At 64.3% G+C, this 18,308-nt stretch carries 18 protein-coding genes; 8 read left to right on the top strand and 10 right to left on the bottom strand.

What is annotated here, in order from left to right:
- Window positions 1–26: 26 nt before the first annotated feature.
- Window positions 27–1,094: a PA0069 family radical SAM protein gene (locus tag GGQ90_RS04535; protein ID WP_188081032.1), complete on the top strand. Its 1,068-nt coding sequence runs from the start codon at window positions 27–29 to the stop codon at window positions 1,092–1,094.
- Between the two features lie 6 nt (window positions 1,095–1,100).
- On the opposite strand, the gene GGQ90_RS04530 is transcribed toward GGQ90_RS04535, so the two are convergent.
- From GGQ90_RS04530 to ccmC, 8 genes are all read right to left on the bottom strand, one after another.
- Entirely contained in the window at window positions 1,101–3,041 is a 1,941-nt protein-coding gene (locus GGQ90_RS04530) for a potassium transporter Kup (RefSeq protein WP_188081031.1), read from the bottom strand.
- 133 nt (window positions 3,042–3,174) lie between these two features.
- Window positions 3,175–3,816 carry a tetratricopeptide repeat protein gene (locus tag GGQ90_RS04525; RefSeq protein WP_188081030.1) on the bottom strand — a complete coding sequence of 214 codons (642 nt, stop codon included), beginning with the start codon at window positions 3,814–3,816 and terminating at the stop codon, window positions 3,175–3,177.
- Complete coding sequence (locus GGQ90_RS04520) at window positions 3,813–4,223, bottom strand: cytochrome c-type biogenesis protein (protein WP_188081029.1); 411 nt, start codon at window positions 4,221–4,223, stop codon at window positions 3,813–3,815. Before GGQ90_RS04520 ends, GGQ90_RS04525 begins: the two co-directional genes overlap by 4 nt.
- Complete coding sequence (locus tag GGQ90_RS04515) at window positions 4,220–4,747, bottom strand: redoxin family protein (protein WP_246428123.1); 528 nt, start codon at window positions 4,745–4,747, stop codon at window positions 4,220–4,222. Before GGQ90_RS04515 ends, GGQ90_RS04520 begins: the two co-directional genes overlap by 4 nt.
- Entirely contained in the window at window positions 4,744–6,672 is a 1,929-nt protein-coding gene (locus GGQ90_RS04510) for a heme lyase CcmF/NrfE family subunit (protein ID WP_188081027.1), read from the bottom strand. The genes GGQ90_RS04515 and GGQ90_RS04510 overlap by 4 nt, the downstream gene beginning before the upstream one ends.
- Window positions 6,669–7,115 carry a cytochrome c maturation protein CcmE gene (gene ccmE / locus GGQ90_RS04505; protein ID WP_188081026.1) on the bottom strand — a complete coding sequence of 149 codons (447 nt, stop codon included), beginning with the start codon at window positions 7,113–7,115 and terminating at the stop codon, window positions 6,669–6,671. Before ccmE ends, GGQ90_RS04510 begins: the two co-directional genes overlap by 4 nt.
- Window positions 7,112–7,243 carry a heme exporter protein CcmD gene (locus GGQ90_RS04500; RefSeq protein ID WP_188081025.1) on the bottom strand — a complete coding sequence of 44 codons (132 nt, stop codon included), beginning with the start codon at window positions 7,241–7,243 and terminating at the stop codon, window positions 7,112–7,114. Before GGQ90_RS04500 ends, ccmE begins: the two co-directional genes overlap by 4 nt.
- A gap of 2 nt (window positions 7,244–7,245) precedes the next feature.
- The gene (ccmC, locus tag GGQ90_RS04495; protein ID WP_188081024.1) at window positions 7,246–7,968 is read right to left on the bottom strand and encodes a heme ABC transporter permease CcmC; all 723 of its coding nucleotides are present in this window, start codon (window positions 7,966–7,968) and stop codon (window positions 7,246–7,248) included.
- 202 nt (window positions 7,969–8,170) lie between these two features.
- Between ccmC and purF the strand changes: the two genes are divergently transcribed.
- Together purF and GGQ90_RS04485 are read left to right on the top strand one after the other, a co-directional pair.
- A complete protein-coding gene (purF, locus tag GGQ90_RS04490; protein ID WP_246428122.1) occupies window positions 8,171–9,631 on the top strand; it encodes an amidophosphoribosyltransferase in 1,461 nt (486 codons plus the stop codon).
- A 96-nt stretch (window positions 9,632–9,727) separates the two neighbouring features.
- Window positions 9,728–10,444 (top strand): SDR family NAD(P)-dependent oxidoreductase, encoded by a 717-nt coding sequence (locus tag GGQ90_RS04485; protein ID WP_188081022.1) that lies wholly within the window; start codon window positions 9,728–9,730, stop codon window positions 10,442–10,444.
- Here the strand turns inward: GGQ90_RS04485 and GGQ90_RS04480 are convergent.
- A complete protein-coding gene (locus GGQ90_RS04480) occupies window positions 10,441–11,709 on the bottom strand; it encodes an SAM-dependent methyltransferase (protein ID WP_188081021.1) in 1,269 nt (422 codons plus the stop codon). The genes GGQ90_RS04485 and GGQ90_RS04480 overlap by 4 nt on opposite strands.
- A gap of 37 nt (window positions 11,710–11,746) precedes the next feature.
- On the bottom strand, window positions 11,747–13,123 hold the full coding sequence (locus tag GGQ90_RS04475) for a cryptochrome/photolyase family protein (protein WP_188081020.1): 1,377 nt from the start codon (window positions 13,121–13,123) through the stop codon (window positions 11,747–11,749).
- A gap of 189 nt (window positions 13,124–13,312) precedes the next feature.
- Between GGQ90_RS04475 and GGQ90_RS04470 the strand changes: the two genes are divergently transcribed.
- From GGQ90_RS04470 to GGQ90_RS04450, 5 genes are read left to right on the top strand one after another with little or no spacing between them, the layout of a single operon-like run.
- A complete protein-coding gene (locus GGQ90_RS04470) occupies window positions 13,313–13,798 on the top strand; it encodes an RNA pyrophosphohydrolase (protein WP_069337025.1) in 486 nt (161 codons plus the stop codon).
- Window positions 13,799–13,839: 41 nt separating this feature from the next.
- Complete coding sequence (locus GGQ90_RS04465) at window positions 13,840–14,739, top strand: DUF481 domain-containing protein (protein WP_188081019.1); 900 nt, start codon at window positions 13,840–13,842, stop codon at window positions 14,737–14,739.
- A 41-nt stretch (window positions 14,740–14,780) separates the two neighbouring features.
- Window positions 14,781–15,998 carry a hydrolase gene (locus GGQ90_RS04460; RefSeq protein ID WP_188081018.1) on the top strand — a complete coding sequence of 406 codons (1,218 nt, stop codon included), beginning with the start codon at window positions 14,781–14,783 and terminating at the stop codon, window positions 15,996–15,998.
- Window positions 15,999–16,014: 16 nt separating this feature from the next.
- Complete coding sequence (locus GGQ90_RS04455; protein WP_188081017.1) at window positions 16,015–17,034, top strand: arginine N-succinyltransferase; 1,020 nt, start codon at window positions 16,015–16,017, stop codon at window positions 17,032–17,034.
- Window positions 17,031–18,290, top strand: a complete 1,260-nt coding sequence (locus GGQ90_RS04450) for an N-succinylarginine dihydrolase (RefSeq protein ID WP_188081016.1) — start codon at window positions 17,031–17,033, stop codon at window positions 18,288–18,290. Before GGQ90_RS04455 ends, GGQ90_RS04450 begins: the two co-directional genes overlap by 4 nt.
- Window positions 18,291–18,308 lie beyond the last annotated feature (18 nt).

Below are 18,308 nucleotides of genomic sequence, written 5' to 3'. Positions count from 1 at the left end.
AGTTCATGATATGTTCTTATTCAACTATGGCAAATATTCCCGGACGCGGCGCAACGCACAACCAGGCCAGCAGCCGGTTCAACCTGGCCGCGCGCGAGACAGACGGCGACTGGCTCGACGCCGTGGAGGCGATCGACGGCCCGGCGCAGAAACTGCGCACCAGCGTCTCGCTGATCACGCCGCGCACGATCATTTCGCGCAATGCGTCGCCCGACATCGCCTTCTCCCAGTCGATCAACGCTTATGCCGGCTGCGAGCATGGCTGCATCTATTGCTTCGCCCGGCCGACCCATGCCTATCACGACCTGTCGCCGGGTCTGGATTTCGAGACGCGGCTGTTCGCCAAGCCGGATGCGGCGGCATTGCTGCGCAAGGAACTGGCGCGCCGCAGCTACAGCGTCTCGCCGATCGCCATGGGTACGAATACCGACCCCTATCAGCCGATCGAGAAGGATTGGGGCATTACCCGCCAATTGCTGGAGGTGATGGTGGAATGCCGCCATCCGGTCTTCATTACCACCAAGTCCGACCGCATCCTGCACGACATCGACCTGCTGGCCGATCTGGCGCGCGACAATCTGGTCGCGGTGATGATTTCGGTCACCTCGCTCGACCCCAAGGTTGCGCGCACGCTGGAGCCGCGCGCCCCCCATCCCGAGCGACGGATCGCCGCGATCACGCGCCTGGCCGAAGCCGGCGTGCCGGTATCGGCGAACATGTCGCCGATCATCCCGGCGATCAACGATCATGAGATCGAACAGGTGGTGGCGCGGCTTGCCATGGCTGGCGCGCAGGACGTCAATTACATCCTCGTCCGCCTGCCGCATGAGGTCGCGCCGTTGTTCCGCGCCTGGCTGGAGACCCATTATCCCGATCGCGCAGCCAAGGTGATGGCAATGATCCGGGACATTCGCGGCGGCCGCGACAATGATCCCGATTTCGGCAGCCGAATGCGCGGCCAGGGCGTCTGGGCCGACCTGACCCGCACCCGCTTCATCAAGGCCCGCCGCAAGACCAATCTGGGGCAGGCGCGGATCAGCGTGCGCACCGACCTGTTCCGGCCGCCCGAGGGCGCGCAGATGCGGCTCTTCTAGGCGCCCCTAAATCTCGACCTGGCTGCCCAGTTCGACAACCCGGTTGGTTGGCAGGCGGAAAAATTCCATCGCACTTTCGGCGTTACGGAGCATCCAGGCGAAGATCTTTTCGCGCCATAATGGCATGCCGGGATTGGCCGAAGGCAGCAGCGTCTGGCGCGCCAGGAAGAAGCTGGTGTCCATCATCTTGAACGCCTGACCACAACCGGTGACATTCTTGAGCGCAGCCGGAACATCGGGCTCCTGCATGAAGCCATATTGCAGCACCAGGCGGAAGAAGCCGCGGCCCAGATCCTCCAGCTTGCACCGGCCGTCATCCTCGACCACCGGCACATCCTTGATCTTCACGGTCAGCAGGATCACCCGCTCGTGCAGCACCTTGTTATGCTTAAGATTGTGCAACAACGCATGCGGCACGCCGTCGGGCGTCGAGGTCATGAAGACGGCCGTACCGGGCACGCGCACAGCGCTGTTGGCGGCTGAGGCCACAAATACCGGGATCGGCATTGCTGCCTCGCGCAGCCGCTCCTGCACCAGCCGCCGACCGCGCGACCAGGTGGTCAGCAGGGTGAAGATAACGAAGCCGATCAGCAACGGGAACCAGCCGCCGTCCGGCACCTTGGTCAGGTTGGCCGCGAGATAGGCGCCGTCGACCAGATAGAAGACGGCGAGCAGTGGCGCGGCATAATACCATTTCCAATGCCACAAGCGGTAGAGCACCACGGTCAGCAGCACATTGTCGATGAACATCGCGCCGGTGACGGCGATGCCATAAGCGGCGGTCAGGTTGGACGAGGTCTTGAAGACCAGCACCAGCAGGATCACCATGACCATCAGCCCCCAGTTGATCAGGGGGATATAGATCTGGCCGGCCGTCGAAGCGCTGGTATGTTCGATCCGCAGGCGGGGCATGAAGCCGAGCTGAATCGCCTGCTGGGTAACGGAGAAAGCGCCGGATATCACCGCCTGCGACGCGATGATCGCCGCCAGCGTGGCAAGGGCTATCAGCGGCAACTGCATCCATTGCGGCGCGAGATTGTAGAAGGGGCTGTGCAGCGCTGCGGCACCTTCACGGAACAGAAGTGCGCCCTGCCCCATATAGTTGAGCATCAGCGCCGGCAGCACGAAGATCAGCCAGGACACGCGGATAGGGCTGCGGCCGAAATGGCCCATATCGGCATAGAGCGCCTCCGCGCCCGTCACCGCCAGCACGACCGAACCCAACGCCAGGAAGGCGGGAAGCGGATCGGTCGCGAAGAACATCACCGCCCAATAAGGATTGAAGGCGTAGAGGATACCCGGCGTCTTGACGATGCTGAGTACGCCCAGCGCCGCGATCGTCACGAAATAGATCAACATGATCGGGCCGAACAGGGTCGCGACCTTGTTGGTCCCAAGGCCCTGGATCCAGAACAGGCCGAGCAGGATTATCACCGCGACCGGCAAGATCGCCGGGGCCAGATTGGCGTTGTAGACGGCCAGACCTTCCACCGCCGACAGCACCGAAACGGCCGGGGTGATCATCGAATCGCCGTAGAAGAGTGCGGTCGCAAATACACCCAGCAGCACGATGCCGCGCGACCAGCGCTGCGTCTTGGTCTGGCCGTTGATCAGTGCCAGCAGCGCCAGGCTGCCACCTTCGCCCTTGTTGTCGGCACGCATGATGATGCTGACATATTTGAGCGTCACGACCAGCATCATCGACCAGAACATCAGGCTGATGACGCCTAATATGCTGATGACGCCTAATATATGGTCGGGATCGAGGTCGAGATGATGATGGCCGGCGAAGGTTTCGCGGAAGGCGTAGAGCGGGCTGGTGCCGATATCACCGAAAACGATGCCGATCGCGCCGACGACCAGCTTGGCCGTGGCTTTCTGGCGGGCATGACCATGCCCTTCCTGCTCGCCGTCTTCGAGGACGGCGACCGCGCTGTCATCAGCCATGAAGGAAATGCTCGATCATCAATATCATGTCGCAACCCTTGCCAGGGCAATTCTCTGTCCAAGGCCGGAGCCCCGCAAACCGCCGGCCCCTACCATGGGCACAAGGTTCACGCAATGATAGCACCGTAGTGCATCATCGCGCCGCAGGATCCATCGCCAACATGGCGTCGATACGGGCGATATTGGCCTGCAGTTCCGCCTTGATCTTGCTGCCTTCGGGCGCCGATTGCGCCAGCGGCAACCATTGCTTGCGCGCAGCGTCCAACTGGCCGGCCTGCGCCAGAGCGAGACCATAGAAATAGCGCGGTGCCGGCCCCTCCGGGTCGAGCCGGAGCGCCTGGCGATAGGCATAGTCCGCCGCCGGCGCGACCACGCCGTCAGCATGCGCGATCAGCGCGTTCCCCATGCCAAGCCACAGATTTGCGTCTTCCGGCGTCTGCTTGAGGCCGGAGAGCAGGATATTGGTCGCTTCCTTGGTCAGGCCGCGCCGCCCATAGGAATCCGACATGATGAGCCATTGGCCCGCCGGGCCATAGCGCTCCGCCAAACTCCGGCGTCGCTCCGCCAGCTTCTCGTCGAACTGCGCGTCCTTCTCGGACGCCACCTTACGGGGCGCGCCGGCGAGACCCGGATGCCCCTGCCAGGCATAGCCGGCGAGGCCGACCAGCAACGCGGCGGCGACGATCTCCCGCGTGACCCGCGGGATGCGCCCGATGAAGCAGAGCGCCACCATGGCCAGGATGGCGATGCCGAAAGCGATGATCCAGCCCGTCATGCCCGCGGCCTCCGCTTTATCCGTCCACGCATCAGCAGCAGCCCCAATGCAAGCAGCACGATCGGCGCTGCCCAGAGCGGCCAGAGGATCGGGGCGGCCGTCGGTTCATAGCTGACCCAGTCGCCATAACGCTCGATCAGCCAGCGCCTGATATGCTCCGGCTCCTCCCCCGCCCTGATCCGCTCGCGTATCTCTGAACGCATGTCGCCCGCCATGCTGGCGTTCGAATCGGCGATCGACTGGCTCTGGCAGGTGAGGCAGCGGATGGTTTCCATCAGTGCCTTCGCCTTGCGCTCCAGCGCCGCATCGTCGAGCTGCCGGTCGGCAAAGGGCGCGGGCGGCAAGGCGGTCTGCGCATGAACCGGCGCTGCCAGCATCAGCAGAAGAAGAGAAATCAACGCCCTCATTGCGCGTCCTTCAGCCGTTGCAGCAGCATCGGCACGTCATCGGCGCGGATATCGCCAATATGCTGATAGGCAATCCTGCCCTTGCCATCGATCACGAAGGTTTCCGGCACGCCGGACGAACCCAGCGCGATCTGCACGCCACTGCGCGCATCCAGACCGATCCGGCTATAGGGATTGCCGTTGCGCGCCAGGAAAGCATCGACATCGAGCCGGGCATCGCGGATCGCGATCGCATCGATCTCGACTCCAGCCAGCTTGAGCGCCATCAGTTGCGGCGCCTCCGCCGCGCAGGGAATGCACCAGCTGGCAAAGATGTTGAGCAGGCGCGGCTTGCCATCCGCCAATTGCGTGCTGGCAAGCGCCGGCCGATCGCTGGCCGCAGCCGGCAGGGTGAAGGCCGGCAAAGCCTGGCCGATCAGCTTGGAGGTGATGACGCGGTCATCCGGCTTGAACAGGCCGCTTGCGAACAGCGCGAAGAAACCGAGGAACAAGGCCAGCGGCAGCCAGATCAGCAGCCTCCTCATGCCATTGCCCTCCGCGCCCGCCATTTCATCAGCCAGCCACGCCGCTCCCGCCCGATCAGCGCCAGCAGGCCGCCCAGCGCGATCATGATGCCGCCCAGCCAGATCAGCGTCACGAACGGTTTCCACCAGATCCGCATCTGCCAGCGCCCGGCATCCGCTTCCTGCCCCAGCACGACGTAGAGTTGGCCATTCCACCGGGTCAACAAGGCAGCCTCGGTCGTTGTCGTCGGCGGCGAGGCGAAGAAGCGCGATTGCGGATGGATCACCACCGCCCGGCCATTCCGCTCGGCGATGACGTCCGCCTGCAGAGCCGTCCAATTATCGCCGGCAAGCGGCAGTATCCGTTGGAAGCGCAGCGTCCAGCCGGCCGTCTCGATCGTATCCCCCGGCCGGGCCGCCACCAGCTTCTCGATCGTGAACGCCGAATCGCAGGCCATGCCGGCCAGGCTGACGGCGCAGCCCAGATGCGCGATCACCATGCCATAGGTGAAGAGCGGCGTGCGGCGCAGATTCCGCTTCCACAACGGCGCCAGCGATCCCACGCCGACGGCCAGCGCCACCACCAGCCCGCAATAGGGCAGCAGCCCGATCCGGCCCCAGGCCAGCGCACCGACCAGCACCACGGCCGCCAGAGCGACCCCCGCCGGAATGAGCATGCGCCCGGCCACGGCGCGCGCCTGATCCCGGCGCCAGCGGGTAAGCGGCCCCGCCGCCATGACGATCAGCAGTATGAGCGCGATCGGCCCCGCGATGCGATCGAAATAGGGCGCACCGACCGACACCTTGTGCCCGAACGCTTCCGTCATCAGCGGATAAAGCGTGCCGATCAGCACCAGCCCGAGGATCACCGAGAGCAGCAGATTATTGACCACCAGGAAGGTTTCTCGGCTGACCAGTTCGAAGGGCGCGCCCTCACGCACCGTGCCGATCCGCCAGCCGAACAAGGCCAGAGCGCCGCCGATATAGAGCGCCAGCAACGCCAGGATGAAGCTGCCCCGCTCCGGATCGACGGCGAAGGCATGGACGCTGGTCAATATGCCCGACCGGACTAGGAAGGTGCCGACCATCGACATGGAGAAGGCAACCACCGCCAGCATCACCGTCCAGGCGCGCAGCGCGTCGCGCGTCGCCAGTACGGTCACGCTGTGCAGCAGTGCGGTCGCCGCCAGCCAGGGCATCAGCGACGCATTTTCGACCGGATCCCAGAACCACCAGCCGCCCCAGCCCAGTTCATAATAGGCCCAATAGCTGCCCGCCGTGATGCCGAGCGTCAGCATGATCCAGGCGGCCAGCACCCAGGGGCGCATGGCACGGGCGAAGGCGGCATCCACCTGCCGCGTCAGCAACGACCCGACCGCAAAGGAGAAGGCGACCGACAGGCCGACATAGCCGAGATAGAGCGTCGGCGGATGGAAGGCGAGGCCGGGATCCTGCAGCAGCGGGTTGAGCCCCTGCCCGTCCGCCGGTGCCGGGGAAATGCGGGCGAAGGGATTGGAGGAGAAGAGCAGGAAGGCATAGAAACCCAGGCTGATCGCCGCCTGCGCACCGAGCGTCGCCATATGCGCGTCGCGCTTCAAGGCACGCTCGAACAGGGCAACTGCCGCGCCGGCGACACCCATCACCGTCACCCAGAGCAGCATCGACCCTTCATGATTGCCCCAGGTTCCGGCGAACTTGTAGAGCCAGGGCTTGGCCGAATGGCTGTTGGTCGCCACCAACAGCACCGACATGTCGGATCGCAGGAACAGGCTGATCAGCGCGACAAAGGCACCGGCCGTCAGCACGCCCTGCAAAATAGCGACAGGACGGACGGCGCCCAGCACCTCGCCCTTGCCGCCGGCCAGCCCCATGCCCACCAGAAACAACTGGAGCAGCGCCAGAACGGCGGCAAACCACAGGGCGGCGAGACCGGCTTCGGCGATCATGGCGCAGCCTTCATCTCATGCGTGGTTTCATTATAGGTCATGCCGTCCAGTTCGCGCGGCATGTAGCGCTCGTCATGCTTGGCCAGCAAATTGGTGGCGACGAACCGCCCCTGCCGGTCGAAAGCACCTTCTGCCACGACGCCGCTGCCTTCCTTGAACAGGTCGGGCGCGATCCCGCTGAAGGTCGCCGGCACGGTCGCCTTGCCGTCGGTCACGTTGAAATCGATCGTTACCCCATCGGCCGCGCGCTTGAGGCTACCCTTCACCACCATCCCACCCAGACGGATCGCCTTGCCGGGCTTCACCCCCTTGGTCTTTACGTCGTTGGGCGCATAGAAATAGGCCGCTTCGTCCTTCAGCGCCGAGACGGCGAGCAACCCGGCACCGATGATCGCCACCAGCGCCGCGAGCGCCAGGATTAGCCGTTGATGCTTGGCCTTCATGTCCGGTCAGACAGTCGTTCGGCCTGACGTTCCGCCGATCGCATCGCGCGCCAGCTGGCGATGGTGACGATCGCCGTGCCCACGGCCGTCACGGCATAGGCGGCGACCACGAAAGCCCATTGGTTCATCTCTACCCTCTCGTCAGGCGCTGCATCCGCGCCTCGACCTTATTTTGCGCCAAGATTGCCCGCATCCGCATCAATACGATCGCGGCGAACAACAAGGTGAAACCGAATAATGTCAGACCCAGCGGCCAGAGCAGCGATCCGTCGATGCTCGATCCCCGCATCGTGATGCTCGGCCCCTGGTGCAGACTGTTCCACCAAACAACCGAACGGTTGATGATCGGGATGTTGATGGCACCGACCAGACCGAAGATCGCGGTCACCGGGCTGACACCGCCCTGCCCCTGCCGCGCCGACCCGTTGGCCAGGGCAATATAGCCCAGGTAGAGAAAGAGCAGGACCAGCATGGATGTCATGCGTCCATCCCATTCCCACCAGGTGCCCCAGGTCGGCCGCCCCCAGATCGAACCGGTCATCAGGCAGATGGCCGTGAACAGCGCGCCCGGCGCCGCGATCGCGCGCCCGGCCACAGCAGCCAGCGGATGGCGCCAGACCAGTTGCATCAGCCCGGATACAGCGATACCGGTCCAGCCCGCCATGCCGAGCCACGCGGCCGGCACATGTATATAGAGTATGCGCACCGTATTGCCCTGCAGATAATCCGCCGGCGTCAGGAACAGGCCCGAAGCGCAGCCGGCCAACAGCAGCAGGATGCCAGGCCACAACAGCCAGCCCGTCAACGGACGGGCGATCTTCAGGAAGCGAGCGGGATTGGCAAAACGGTGCATGAGTACAGGTTTCTTAGCGGCACCGGGACGCCAACGCCAGTAGCCGTTTAGCCCATGGAAAAGCCGGCAAAACGCAGCGTTGCCACGATTGGACACGCTTTTTTGTTACAGGCAGGCGACAAATCGGGCGGGAGGGACTATATGCGCGCGAAAGGTCGCCCCAGAGGGGTGGTCAGGAACGGCAATGGACCCGCTCACACCCATGATTACGACAAACCCTTTCGACGACGACAAGTTGCGCGAAGAATGTGGCATTTTCGGCGTCTCCGGCGCCGAGACCGCATCCGCCATGGTGGCTCTTGGCCTTCACGCGCTGCAGCATCGCGGCCAGGAAGCCGCGGGCATCACCAGCTGGGACGGGCATGATTTCCACACGCATCGCGCCATGGGTCATGTTGCCGGCAATTTTGACCGGGACGAGGTGATTCGAGCGCTCCCTGGCGACACCGCCTGCGGTCATGTCCGTTACTCGACGACAGGCGAAACCTCGCTGCGCAATGTTCAACCGCTTTACGCCGAACTCAATTCCGGCGGCTTCGCGATTGCGCATAACGGCAATATCTCCAACGCGATGAAGGTTCGCCGCGAACTGATCCGCCGCGGCTCCATCTTCCAGTCGACCTCGGATACCGAAGTCATCATCCATCTGGTCGCGACGTCCAATTATCGCACCCTGCTCGACAAGTTCATCGATGCGCTCAAGCAGATCGAGGGCGCCTATTCGCTGATCGTCATGACTCCCGAAGGCATGATCGCCTGCCGCGATCCGCTGGGCATCCGTCCGCTGGTCATGGGCAAGCTCGGCGATTCGATCATCTTCGCCTCCGAAACCGTTGCGCTCGATGTGGTCGGCGCCGACTATGTCCGCTCGATCGAGCCGGGCGAACTGGTGATCGTCACCAATGACGGCGAACTGCGCTCGCTCCGCCCGTTCGGCGAGGTGCATCCGCGCCCCTGCATCTTCGAGCATGTCTATTTCAGCCGCCCCGATTCGATCATCGACAATTCCAGCGTCTATTCGGTCCGCAAGGCGATCGGCGCGCAGTTGGCGATCGAAAATCCGGTCGATGCCGACTATGTCATTCCGGTGCCTGACAGCGGCGTGCCGGCCGCCATCGGCTATGCCCAGCAATCGGGCATTCCGTTCGAACTGGGCATCATCCGTTCCCATTATATCGGCCGCACCTTCATCCAGCCGGGCGACAAGGTCCGCCATCTGGGCGTCAAGCTGAAGCATAATGCCAACCGCGCTCTCATCCAGGGCAAGCGCATCGTATTGATCGACGATTCGATCGTGCGCGGCACCACATCCTTGAAGATCGTGCAGATGATGCGCGAAGCGGGGGCCGCCGAAGTGCACATGCGCATCGCATCACCGCCGACCAAGCATAGCTGCTTCTATGGCGTCGACACGCCCGAGCGCACCAAGCTGCTGGCGCACAAGCTGGACATTGGCGGCATGCAGGACTTCATCCATGCCGACAGCCTCGCCTTCATCTCGATCGACGGCCTGTACAAGGCGCTGGGCGAAGCGAAGCGCGCCGACATCCGTCCGCAATATTGCGACGCCTGCTTCACCGGCGACTATCCGACCAAGCTCACCGATCAGGATGAAGCCGTGGTCGAAAACCAGTTCGAACTGCTGGCAGAACGGGTCTCCTGATCCACGGGCAAGGCCCGACCGGGCGGGGTCGCACGACCCCGCCCTTTCCTTTTCCCACGACGACACCCGGCATCGGTCGGGGCGAACGGAGAGCCGATGTCTGATACAATGCCGCTGTTCGGAAAACTCGCGCTCGTCACCGGCGCCAGCCGGGGCATCGGCGCCGCGACGGCGGAAGCGCTGGCCGCGGCCGGTGCCCATGTGATCCTGACCGCGCGCACCAGCGGCGGTTTGGAAGAGGTGGAAGATCGCATTCATCAGGCTGGCGGCAGCGCGACCATCGCGCCGCTCGACCTTATCGACGGCGAAAGCATCGGCCGCCTGGCCCAGGCCATTTCGGGCCGCTGGCAGGCGCTCGACATCCTCGTCTTCAACGCCGCAACGCTCGGATCGCTGGCATCGGTTCCCGCGATCGATGCCAAGGAATTTGCCCGACTGCTGATGCTCAACATCGCTGCGCCCCAGGCGCTGATCGCGGCCTTCGATCCGATGCTGCGTGCCAGCGCCGATGCGCGGGTGATCGCGCTGACATCCTCGGTCGGTGCCGTGCCGCGCGCCTATTGGGGTGCCTATGGCGCGTCCAAGGCCGCCCTTGAAACGCTGGTCGGCGCCTATGGCGAGGAGGTGAAGAACATCTCCGCCATCCGCACCCACATCGTCGATCCCGGCGCCACCCGCACAGCGATGCGCGCGCGCGCCTTCCCGGGTGAGGATCCTGCAACGCTCAAGGGACCGGAAACGGTCGCCAAGGCCATTTACGACTTGGTGCTGAGCGATGCGCCGAACGGCCACCGCCTGCGCGTCGAGGGTTAAGCGGCCAGCTTGGCCAATGTGACCTGGGCGACATCGATGGTGCCGCCCCGGAAACCACCTTCGCAATACGTCAGATAATAGCGCCACAAGTCCACGAAACGCTGGTCGAAACTGGCCGGCAGCCGCCCTTCGTCGATCGCCCGGTCGAACCGCTCGCGCCAGCGGCGCAGCGTTTCGGCATAATGGTCGCCGAAGCGGACGACATCGCGCCATTCCAGCCCGCGCTCCTGCGCCAATGTCCGAAAGCGGCTTTCCGACATCAACATGCCGCCAGGGAAGATATAGGTCTGGATGAAATCGGCGCCGCGCGCATAGTGATCGAAGATCGCATCGTCGATCAGAATATATTGGATCGCGGCCCGGCCACCCGGCTTCAGCAGGCGCGCGACCGCATCGAGATAGTCTGGCCAATATGGCTGGCCGACCGCCTCCACCATTTCCACGCTGGCGATGGCCTCATATTGGCCCTGCGCATCCCGGTAATCGGTCAGATGGATCTGCGCGCCCGATCCCAGCCGATCGCGCGCATAATCAGCCTGCTCGATTGACAGGGTCAGTCCGTCATAACGGATTGCGCAGCGTTCCATCGCCTGTTCGGCGAGGCCGCCCCAGCCGCATCCGATTTCCAGCAGCGCCTGCCCTTCCTGCAAGTCCAGCCGATCAAGCAGGGCGTCGACCTTGCGCAGCTGCGCCCGCTCCAGGCTTTCGATTCGATCCTCAGGATTGAGGAACAAGGCACTGGAATAATGCATATTCTTGTCCAGCCACAGGCCGTAGAAATCATTGCCCAGATCATAATGGAAGGCGATGTTCCGGCGCGAGCCGTTGCGATTGTTCCGTCGCGCCCAATGCAGCAGACGCCCGGCCCAGCGCGCTGGCCCATGAGGCCGCGCGACTCGCCCCAGCGACACGGCGTTGGCCATGAACAGTGCGAACAGCGGCACCGAATCGGAACTGCGCCACTCGCCCGCCGCCCAGGCGCGATACCAGCCAGCCGAGCCGCCCATCGCCAGCCGCACCAGAGCGCGCCAATCGACCAGGTCCACGACGCAGTCGAATCCCGGCGCCCGTCCACCCAGCAGCCTGCGCGTCCCGTCCGGCAGACGCGCGTCGAGTGAACCCTGCTCCAGTCCCTGGTCGATGCGATCGAGCATGCGATGGAAGAGCGGCGCGAACAGGCGCGCGCGCCATCCCGGCGTCCGGTCTGCCGGCGGTCGCCGGATCGACAATGCGGCCTTGCCGCGACGGGGATCGACTGCATTCATCGGGCCTCTTTCTGCCCCATGCCGCGCGTCGCTGCAATCACCCCTTCATCTGGCGATAGGCCGTCAGTGCGCGCTCGCGCCCCTCGCGATGGCCGATCCGCTTTTCGGGATAGGATGCTGGCCTAACCCCATGAAAATCCGGATCATGGATGACGCGATCATCCAGATGCGCCAGTTCCGGCACCCATTGGCGGATATAGTCGGCGGCACCAAACTTGTCCGACTGGGTCAGCGGCGCCATTATCCGGGTGAAGAGATTGGCATCGACGCCGCTGCCCGCCACCCACTGCCAGTTGACGCTGTTATTGGCATAATCCGCGTCGACCAGCGTGTCCCAGAACCAGCGCGCGCCATGGCGCCAGTCGATCAGCAGATGCTTGATGAGGAAACTCGCCGCGATCATCCGCACCCGATTGTGCATCCAGCCCGTCTGCCAGAGCTGGCGCATGCCGGCATCGACGATCGGATAGCCGGTCCGCCCCTGTTTCCACGCCGCCCAGTCGCCCCGCGCCTCGCGCAGATCGCGCCAATGCATGGCGTCGAAGGCCGGCTGGGCATTTTCCGATCCATAGGTCGGCAAGGCCCAGACCTGATTATGCGCATAGTCGCGCCAGATCAGTTCCTTCAGATAAACCGTCGCGTCCCCCGGCGCCTGCGCGACCCGATGCCAGACCTTGGCCGGCGAAATCTCCCCGAAATGGAGATGGGGCGACAGGCGCGACGTTCCCTCCTGCGACGGCAGATCGCGCGCGACCGCATAGTCGCCGACTTCTCCTAGAAAACTGTCGAGATAGCGCTTTGCTCCGTCTTCGCCCGGCGACCAGTCGGCAGAAAAGCCGCTGGCCCAGTCCGGGTCGCGCGGCAGCAGCTTCCAATCCTCCAGCCTGTCGCTAACCGGCCAGTGCAATGGTGCATCGATCCGCTGCGGCGCGGGCTGTGGTGGTGCGGGTGGCATGTGCAACATCACCGCCCGGGAAAAGGGCGTGTAGATGCGATAGGGCGTTCCGCCACCCGTCCGCACCGCCTCCACCGGCAATAGCAGCCCCCCGTCATGAAGCCGCAGGTCGATCTGTCTTGCCACCGCCTTCTCAGCGTTGCGCCACCAAGGCTCATGATGGCGGATGGCATGAACGACCTGCGCGCCACTGTCCTTGGCCACCTGCGCCAGCACATCGACGCAGCGCCCGCGCCGCAGGATCAATCGCGATCCCTTCGCCCTCAGTTGCTCATCCAGGCTGGCAAGGCTGTGATGCAGCCACCAGCGCGACGCGCCACCCATCGCCCATTGGCGCGGGCTTTCATCGTCAAGGATATAGAGCGGAATGACCGGGCCGGCCTGCGCGGCGGCGGCGAGCGCCGCCTGATCCGAGAGGCGCAGATCCTGTCGGAACCAGATTATGGTGGGGGAAGGCATGACCGCCCAATGCCTGCGCGGCATCCGGGTTCCAAATGAATTTTCCGCGCTGTTCCGGGAGATGCCTGGCAAATCCGATGAATGTCGATTCGACCGATGGACGCGCGCATCGCCGCCGCCTATTCTGGAACCCAATACACTAGCCATGGGTCGTAGACCGGCCATGGCTGCAGCGATGCAGGGGAAGACATGGCGTCGATGCCAGATAATGCAGAACTGAATTACCGGCCGTGCGTCGGGATCATGCTGGTCAACATGGCGGGCAAGGTCTTCGTCGGCCAGCGCCTCGATAATGTGGTGGAAGCCTGGCAGATGCCGCAGGGCGGGATCGACGAAGGCGAAGACGCCAAGACGGCAGCGTTGCGCGAACTGGGCGAAGAGACCGGGATCACGCCGGAGCATGTCGAGATCATCGCGAAGAGCCGCGACGAGCATTTCTATGACCTGCCGCCCGAACTGATCGGCAAGCTGTGGGGAGGCAAATATCGCGGCCAGCGGCAGATCTGGTTCCTCGCCCGCTTCCTGGGCAAGGACAGCCATATCGACATCCAGACCAAGCATCCCGAATTCCGGGAATGGAAATGGGCCGCGCCCGAAACGCTGCCGGAACTGATCGTGCCGTTCAAGCGCAAGCTCTACCGCGACATATTGCAGGAATTCCACGACTTGATCTGATGGGGGCTTAAAATCCCCGGTCGGTTCGCTATGACAGCGGCATGCGTCACTGTCTGGCTATCCTGCCCTTCCTCTTTGCCACCCAGGCCTGGGCCAATGCGCCTGCGCTGCTGCCGCCGTCCGTCCGCGAAATGCTGGAGGCGGCGATTGCCAATGGCAATGAGACGGAAATCGCGACCGTCGCCAAGATCGCCAAGCAGACCAATCCGCAATCGGCCGACCAGATCCAGCAGATGGTCAACAGCTGGAAGGAACGGACCAAGGCGACCCATGACACGGTGATTCGCGAAGCGCGCTTCACCGAATTATGGACCGGCAAGCTGGAGGCCGGCGGCTTCCGCTCGACCGGTTCGACCAGCGAAATTGGCATCAGCGCCGCGGCGCAGGTCAAGCGCGAAGGGCTGGAGTGGAGCCATAAGCTCAGCGCAACGGTCGATTATCGCCGCGCCAATGGCGTTACCTCGCGCGAGCGCTACACTGCCAGCTACGAGCCGCGCTACCAGTTCGATCCGCGCGGCTTTGCCTATGGCCTGACCCAGTTCGAACGCGATCCCTCGATCGGTTATGACGAACGCTACACCGCCTCGGCCGGCATCGGTTACAAGGTGATCATGAGCAAACCGATCGACCTGTCGCTCGATGTTGGCCCGTCCGTCCGCCATGCCAAATATGTGATCGGGCCGCGCGAAACCAAGCTCGGCGCGCGCGCATCGATGGACCTGGCCTGGCGCCTGGCGCCCAATGTCACCTTCAAGCAGACTGCCGCAGGATACGCGGAAACTGACGTGTTTTCAGTCAATTCCCTGACACAGTTGCAAACCAAGGTGAGCACCCGCCTGTCCGCTGGCCTGTCCTACACGGTCCAATATGAGTCGGAGACCCTGCTGTCTGCGCGCGACTTCGACACGCTCAGCCGCCTGACCCTCAGCTACGATTTCTGATCGGGGTGGAGCACGCGCCCGCGCTCTGATAGACCTCCGGGATGAACGGCATCCACCCGCGCGTCACAGTCCCTGAAACTGCCCTGCTGGAACAGGCCGCCGCCGCGCCGATGCTCGCGCAGGTCGAGGCATGGGCCAGCATCAACAGCGGATCGCGCAACCTCGCCGGGCTTGCTATCATGGCGGCTACCCTCGCCGACGCCTTGTCGGGGCTGCCGGGCGAGGTAGACTTGATCGACCCCGATCCGGTCGAAACCGTGGCACCCGATGGCCGCATATCGGTGATCCGCCATGGCCAGCATCTGCGCCTGACCGTCCGCCCCGAGGCACCGGTCCAGCTTCTGCTGACGGGGCATATGGATACGGTCTTCCCGGTCGATCATCCGTTTCAGACGCTCCGCTGGCTGGAACCCGGCGTCCTCAACGGCCCCGGCGTCGCCGACATGAAGGGCGGCATTGCCGTCATGCTCGCCGCCCTCGCGGCAATAGAGCATAGCCAAGCGGCCCGGTCTCTGGGCTATCAAGTGTTGATCAACAGTGACGAGGAAGTCGGCAGCCCCTCCTCTGCAGCCCTGCTCCGTCAGGCCGCAGCCGGCAAGCGCGCCGCCTTCACCTATGAACCCGCCCTGCCCGATGGGACGCTGGCCGGCGCGCGGGCGGGTAGCGGCAATTTCTCGATCATCGTCACCGGCCTGAGCGCCCATGCCGGTCGCAATCCCGACGATGGCCGGAATGCCCTGCTCGCAGCAGCCGATCTCGCCCTGCGGCTGAAGGCCGGCAGCGGCGCCGGTTTCTCCTGCAACCCCGCCAAGATCGACGGCGGCAGCCCCAACAATGTCGTGCCCGACCATGCGGTGCTGCGGGTCAATTTCCGCCCGCGGACGCCGGACGATGAAATCGCGGCCCGCGCCCTGCTTGATCGGGCCATGGCCGATGTCGCCCGCGACCATGGCGTCAGTCTGCATCTCCATGGCGGCTTCGGTCGCCCGCCAAAGCCCATGGATGCCAAGGCCGAGCGCCTGTTCGGCCTGGTCAGGCGCTGCGGCGCGGAACTGGGCCTCGACATCGGCTGGCGGGACACGGGCGGCGTATGCGATGGCAACAATATCGCGGCCTGCGGCGTCCCGGTGGTCGACACGATGGGCGTGCGCGGCGGCAGCATCCACAGCGATGCCGAATTTCTGATCGCCGACAGCCTGGCCGAGCGCGCGCAATTGTCCGCGCTGGCGCTGCTGCGGATCGCCCAAGGACAATATTGAGAGAGAGGACCGCCTTTTGAGTTTCTACATGCGCACCGCGCGAGCGGACGACCTGCAGACCCTGTATGAAATGGCGAAGCTGACCGGCGGTGGTTTCACCAACCTGCCGCCCGATCGCGCCGCCCTGACCGCCAAGCTGGAACGCACCGAACAGGCGCTCGGCCGGCAGGATGGCGGGATCAAGGATGATCTGATCGTCCTGGTGCTGGTCAATACGCAGACCGGCCAGGTGCGCGGGACCTGCCAGATCTTCAGCACGGTGGGGCAGAACTGGCCCTTCTATTCCTATCGTCTTGGCGTTCTGACTCAGCATAGCCGTGAACTGGCCCGCACCTTCCGCGCGCAGATGCTCTCGCTCACGACCGATCTGGAAGGATCGACCGAGGTCGGCGGCCTCTTCCTCCACCCGCGCGAACGGGCCGAGGGACTTGGCCTGCTGCTCGCGCGCAGCCGCTATCTCTATATCCGCAACCATCGCGACCGCTTCGGCGACCGGGTGATTGCCGAACTGCGCGGCGTGATCGACGAGGCCGGCGGCTCGCCCTTCTGGGACGGCCTTGCCGGTCGCTTCTTCGGCATGAATTTCCAGGAGGCCGACGAGTTCAACGCGGTCAACGGCAACCAGTTCATCGCCGACCTGATGCCCAAGACACCGATCTACACCGCGATGCTGACCGACAGCGCCCGCGCCGTCATCGGCCTGCCCCACCCCAATGGCCGCGCGGCGATGCGGATGCTGGAGACCGAGGGCTTCACCAATGCCGGCTATGTCGACATTTTCGACGGCGGCCCCACCATGGTGGGCCAGATCGACCAGCTCCGCACCGTGGCCCAGGCGCGCGACGTGACGCTGGCAGCCATCCATGACAAGGGCGGCGACAAGATGCTGGTATCGACCGGCCTGCTCGCCGATTATCGCTGCACCTATGGCTATGTGCAGGAGGGCGAGGATGGCAGCATCTCGCTCGACGCGGCCAGCGCAGCGCTGCTGCAACTGGACGTGGGGCAGGCATTCACCATGGCGGGGCGGGCATGAGCGTGCGCGAGATCAATTTCGATGGGCTGATCGGCCCCAGCCATAATTATGCCGGCCTCAGCCTTGGCAATCTGGCGTCATCCCGCAATGCCGGCGCCGTGTCGCATCCTCGCGCCGCAGCGTTGCAGGGGATAGAGAAGATGCGCGGCAACCTGCGCCTCGGCCTTGCCCAGGGCATTTTCCTGCCGCAATGGCGCCCTGACGGCGCCTGGCTCGCGACCCTGGGCACCGACATCAGCAATGCCGATCCGCATATCCGCGCAGCCGCCATGTCGGCCTCGTCCATGTGGGCCGCCAATGCCGCGACCGTCTCGCCGGCCGCCGACACCGCCGATGGCCGCACCCACCTGACCGTCGCCAATCTCGTCACCATGGCGCATCGCAGCCATGAATGGCCCCAGACTTTGGCGCAACTGCGCCTCGCCTTTTCCGACACCCGCGCCTTCGCTGTGCATGGCCCGATCCCCGCCCCCTTTGGCGACGAAGGCGCGGCCAACCATATGCGCCTGTGCGACAGCCATGGCGCACCGGGCGTCGAAGTCTTCGTCTATGGCCAGTCGGGCGGCCCCTTCCCCGCCCGCCAGCATGTCGAGGCGAGCAAAGCGGTGGCTCGCATCCATGGCCTCGATCCCGCGCGCACCCTGTTCGTGCAGCAGTCGCAGGAGGCGATTGCCGCCGGCGCCTTCCACAATGACGTCGTCGCGGTTGCCAATGAGCGCGTCCTCTTCACCCATGAACAGGCCTTTGCCGACAAACAGGCTTTCTATGCGTCGCTGCGCACGCTCATGCCATCAGTCGAAATCGTCGAAGTGCCCGCCAGCGCCGTCAGCCTGGCCGACGCGATCAAAAGCTATTTGTTCAACGCGCAGCTCGTCACCCTGCCCGATGGCACCATGGCGCTGATCCTGCCAAGCGAAGCACAGGCGGTCCCGGCCGTGTGGACCTGGCTGGAACGGATGATCGCCGGCAATGGCCCGATCCGTCACCTTGTTCCCGTCGATGTGCGTCAGTCCATGGCCAATGGCGGCGGCCCCGCCTGCCTGCGCCTGCGCGTAGTCGCGGATCCAAACGACATCGATCCGCGTTTCCTGGTCGATGAGCCACGTTTGGATGAAATCGCCCGCATCGTTTCGGACTATTGGCCCGAAGCCATTGCGCCTGATGATCTGTCCGACACGCGCCTTATTGCCCGGATCGAACAATCATGGTTAAGCCTTGTTGACCATTTGCAACTTTCGGGCGACTTAATGCCTTAGAAGATGCACGAAAACCTC

The organism is Sphingobium scionense, assembly GCF_014197035.1.
In the GTDB taxonomy this organism is placed as follows: Bacteria; Pseudomonadota; Alphaproteobacteria; order Sphingomonadales; family Sphingomonadaceae; genus Sphingobium; species Sphingobium scionense.
This window is presented reverse-complemented; position numbering and strand designations above follow the sequence as displayed.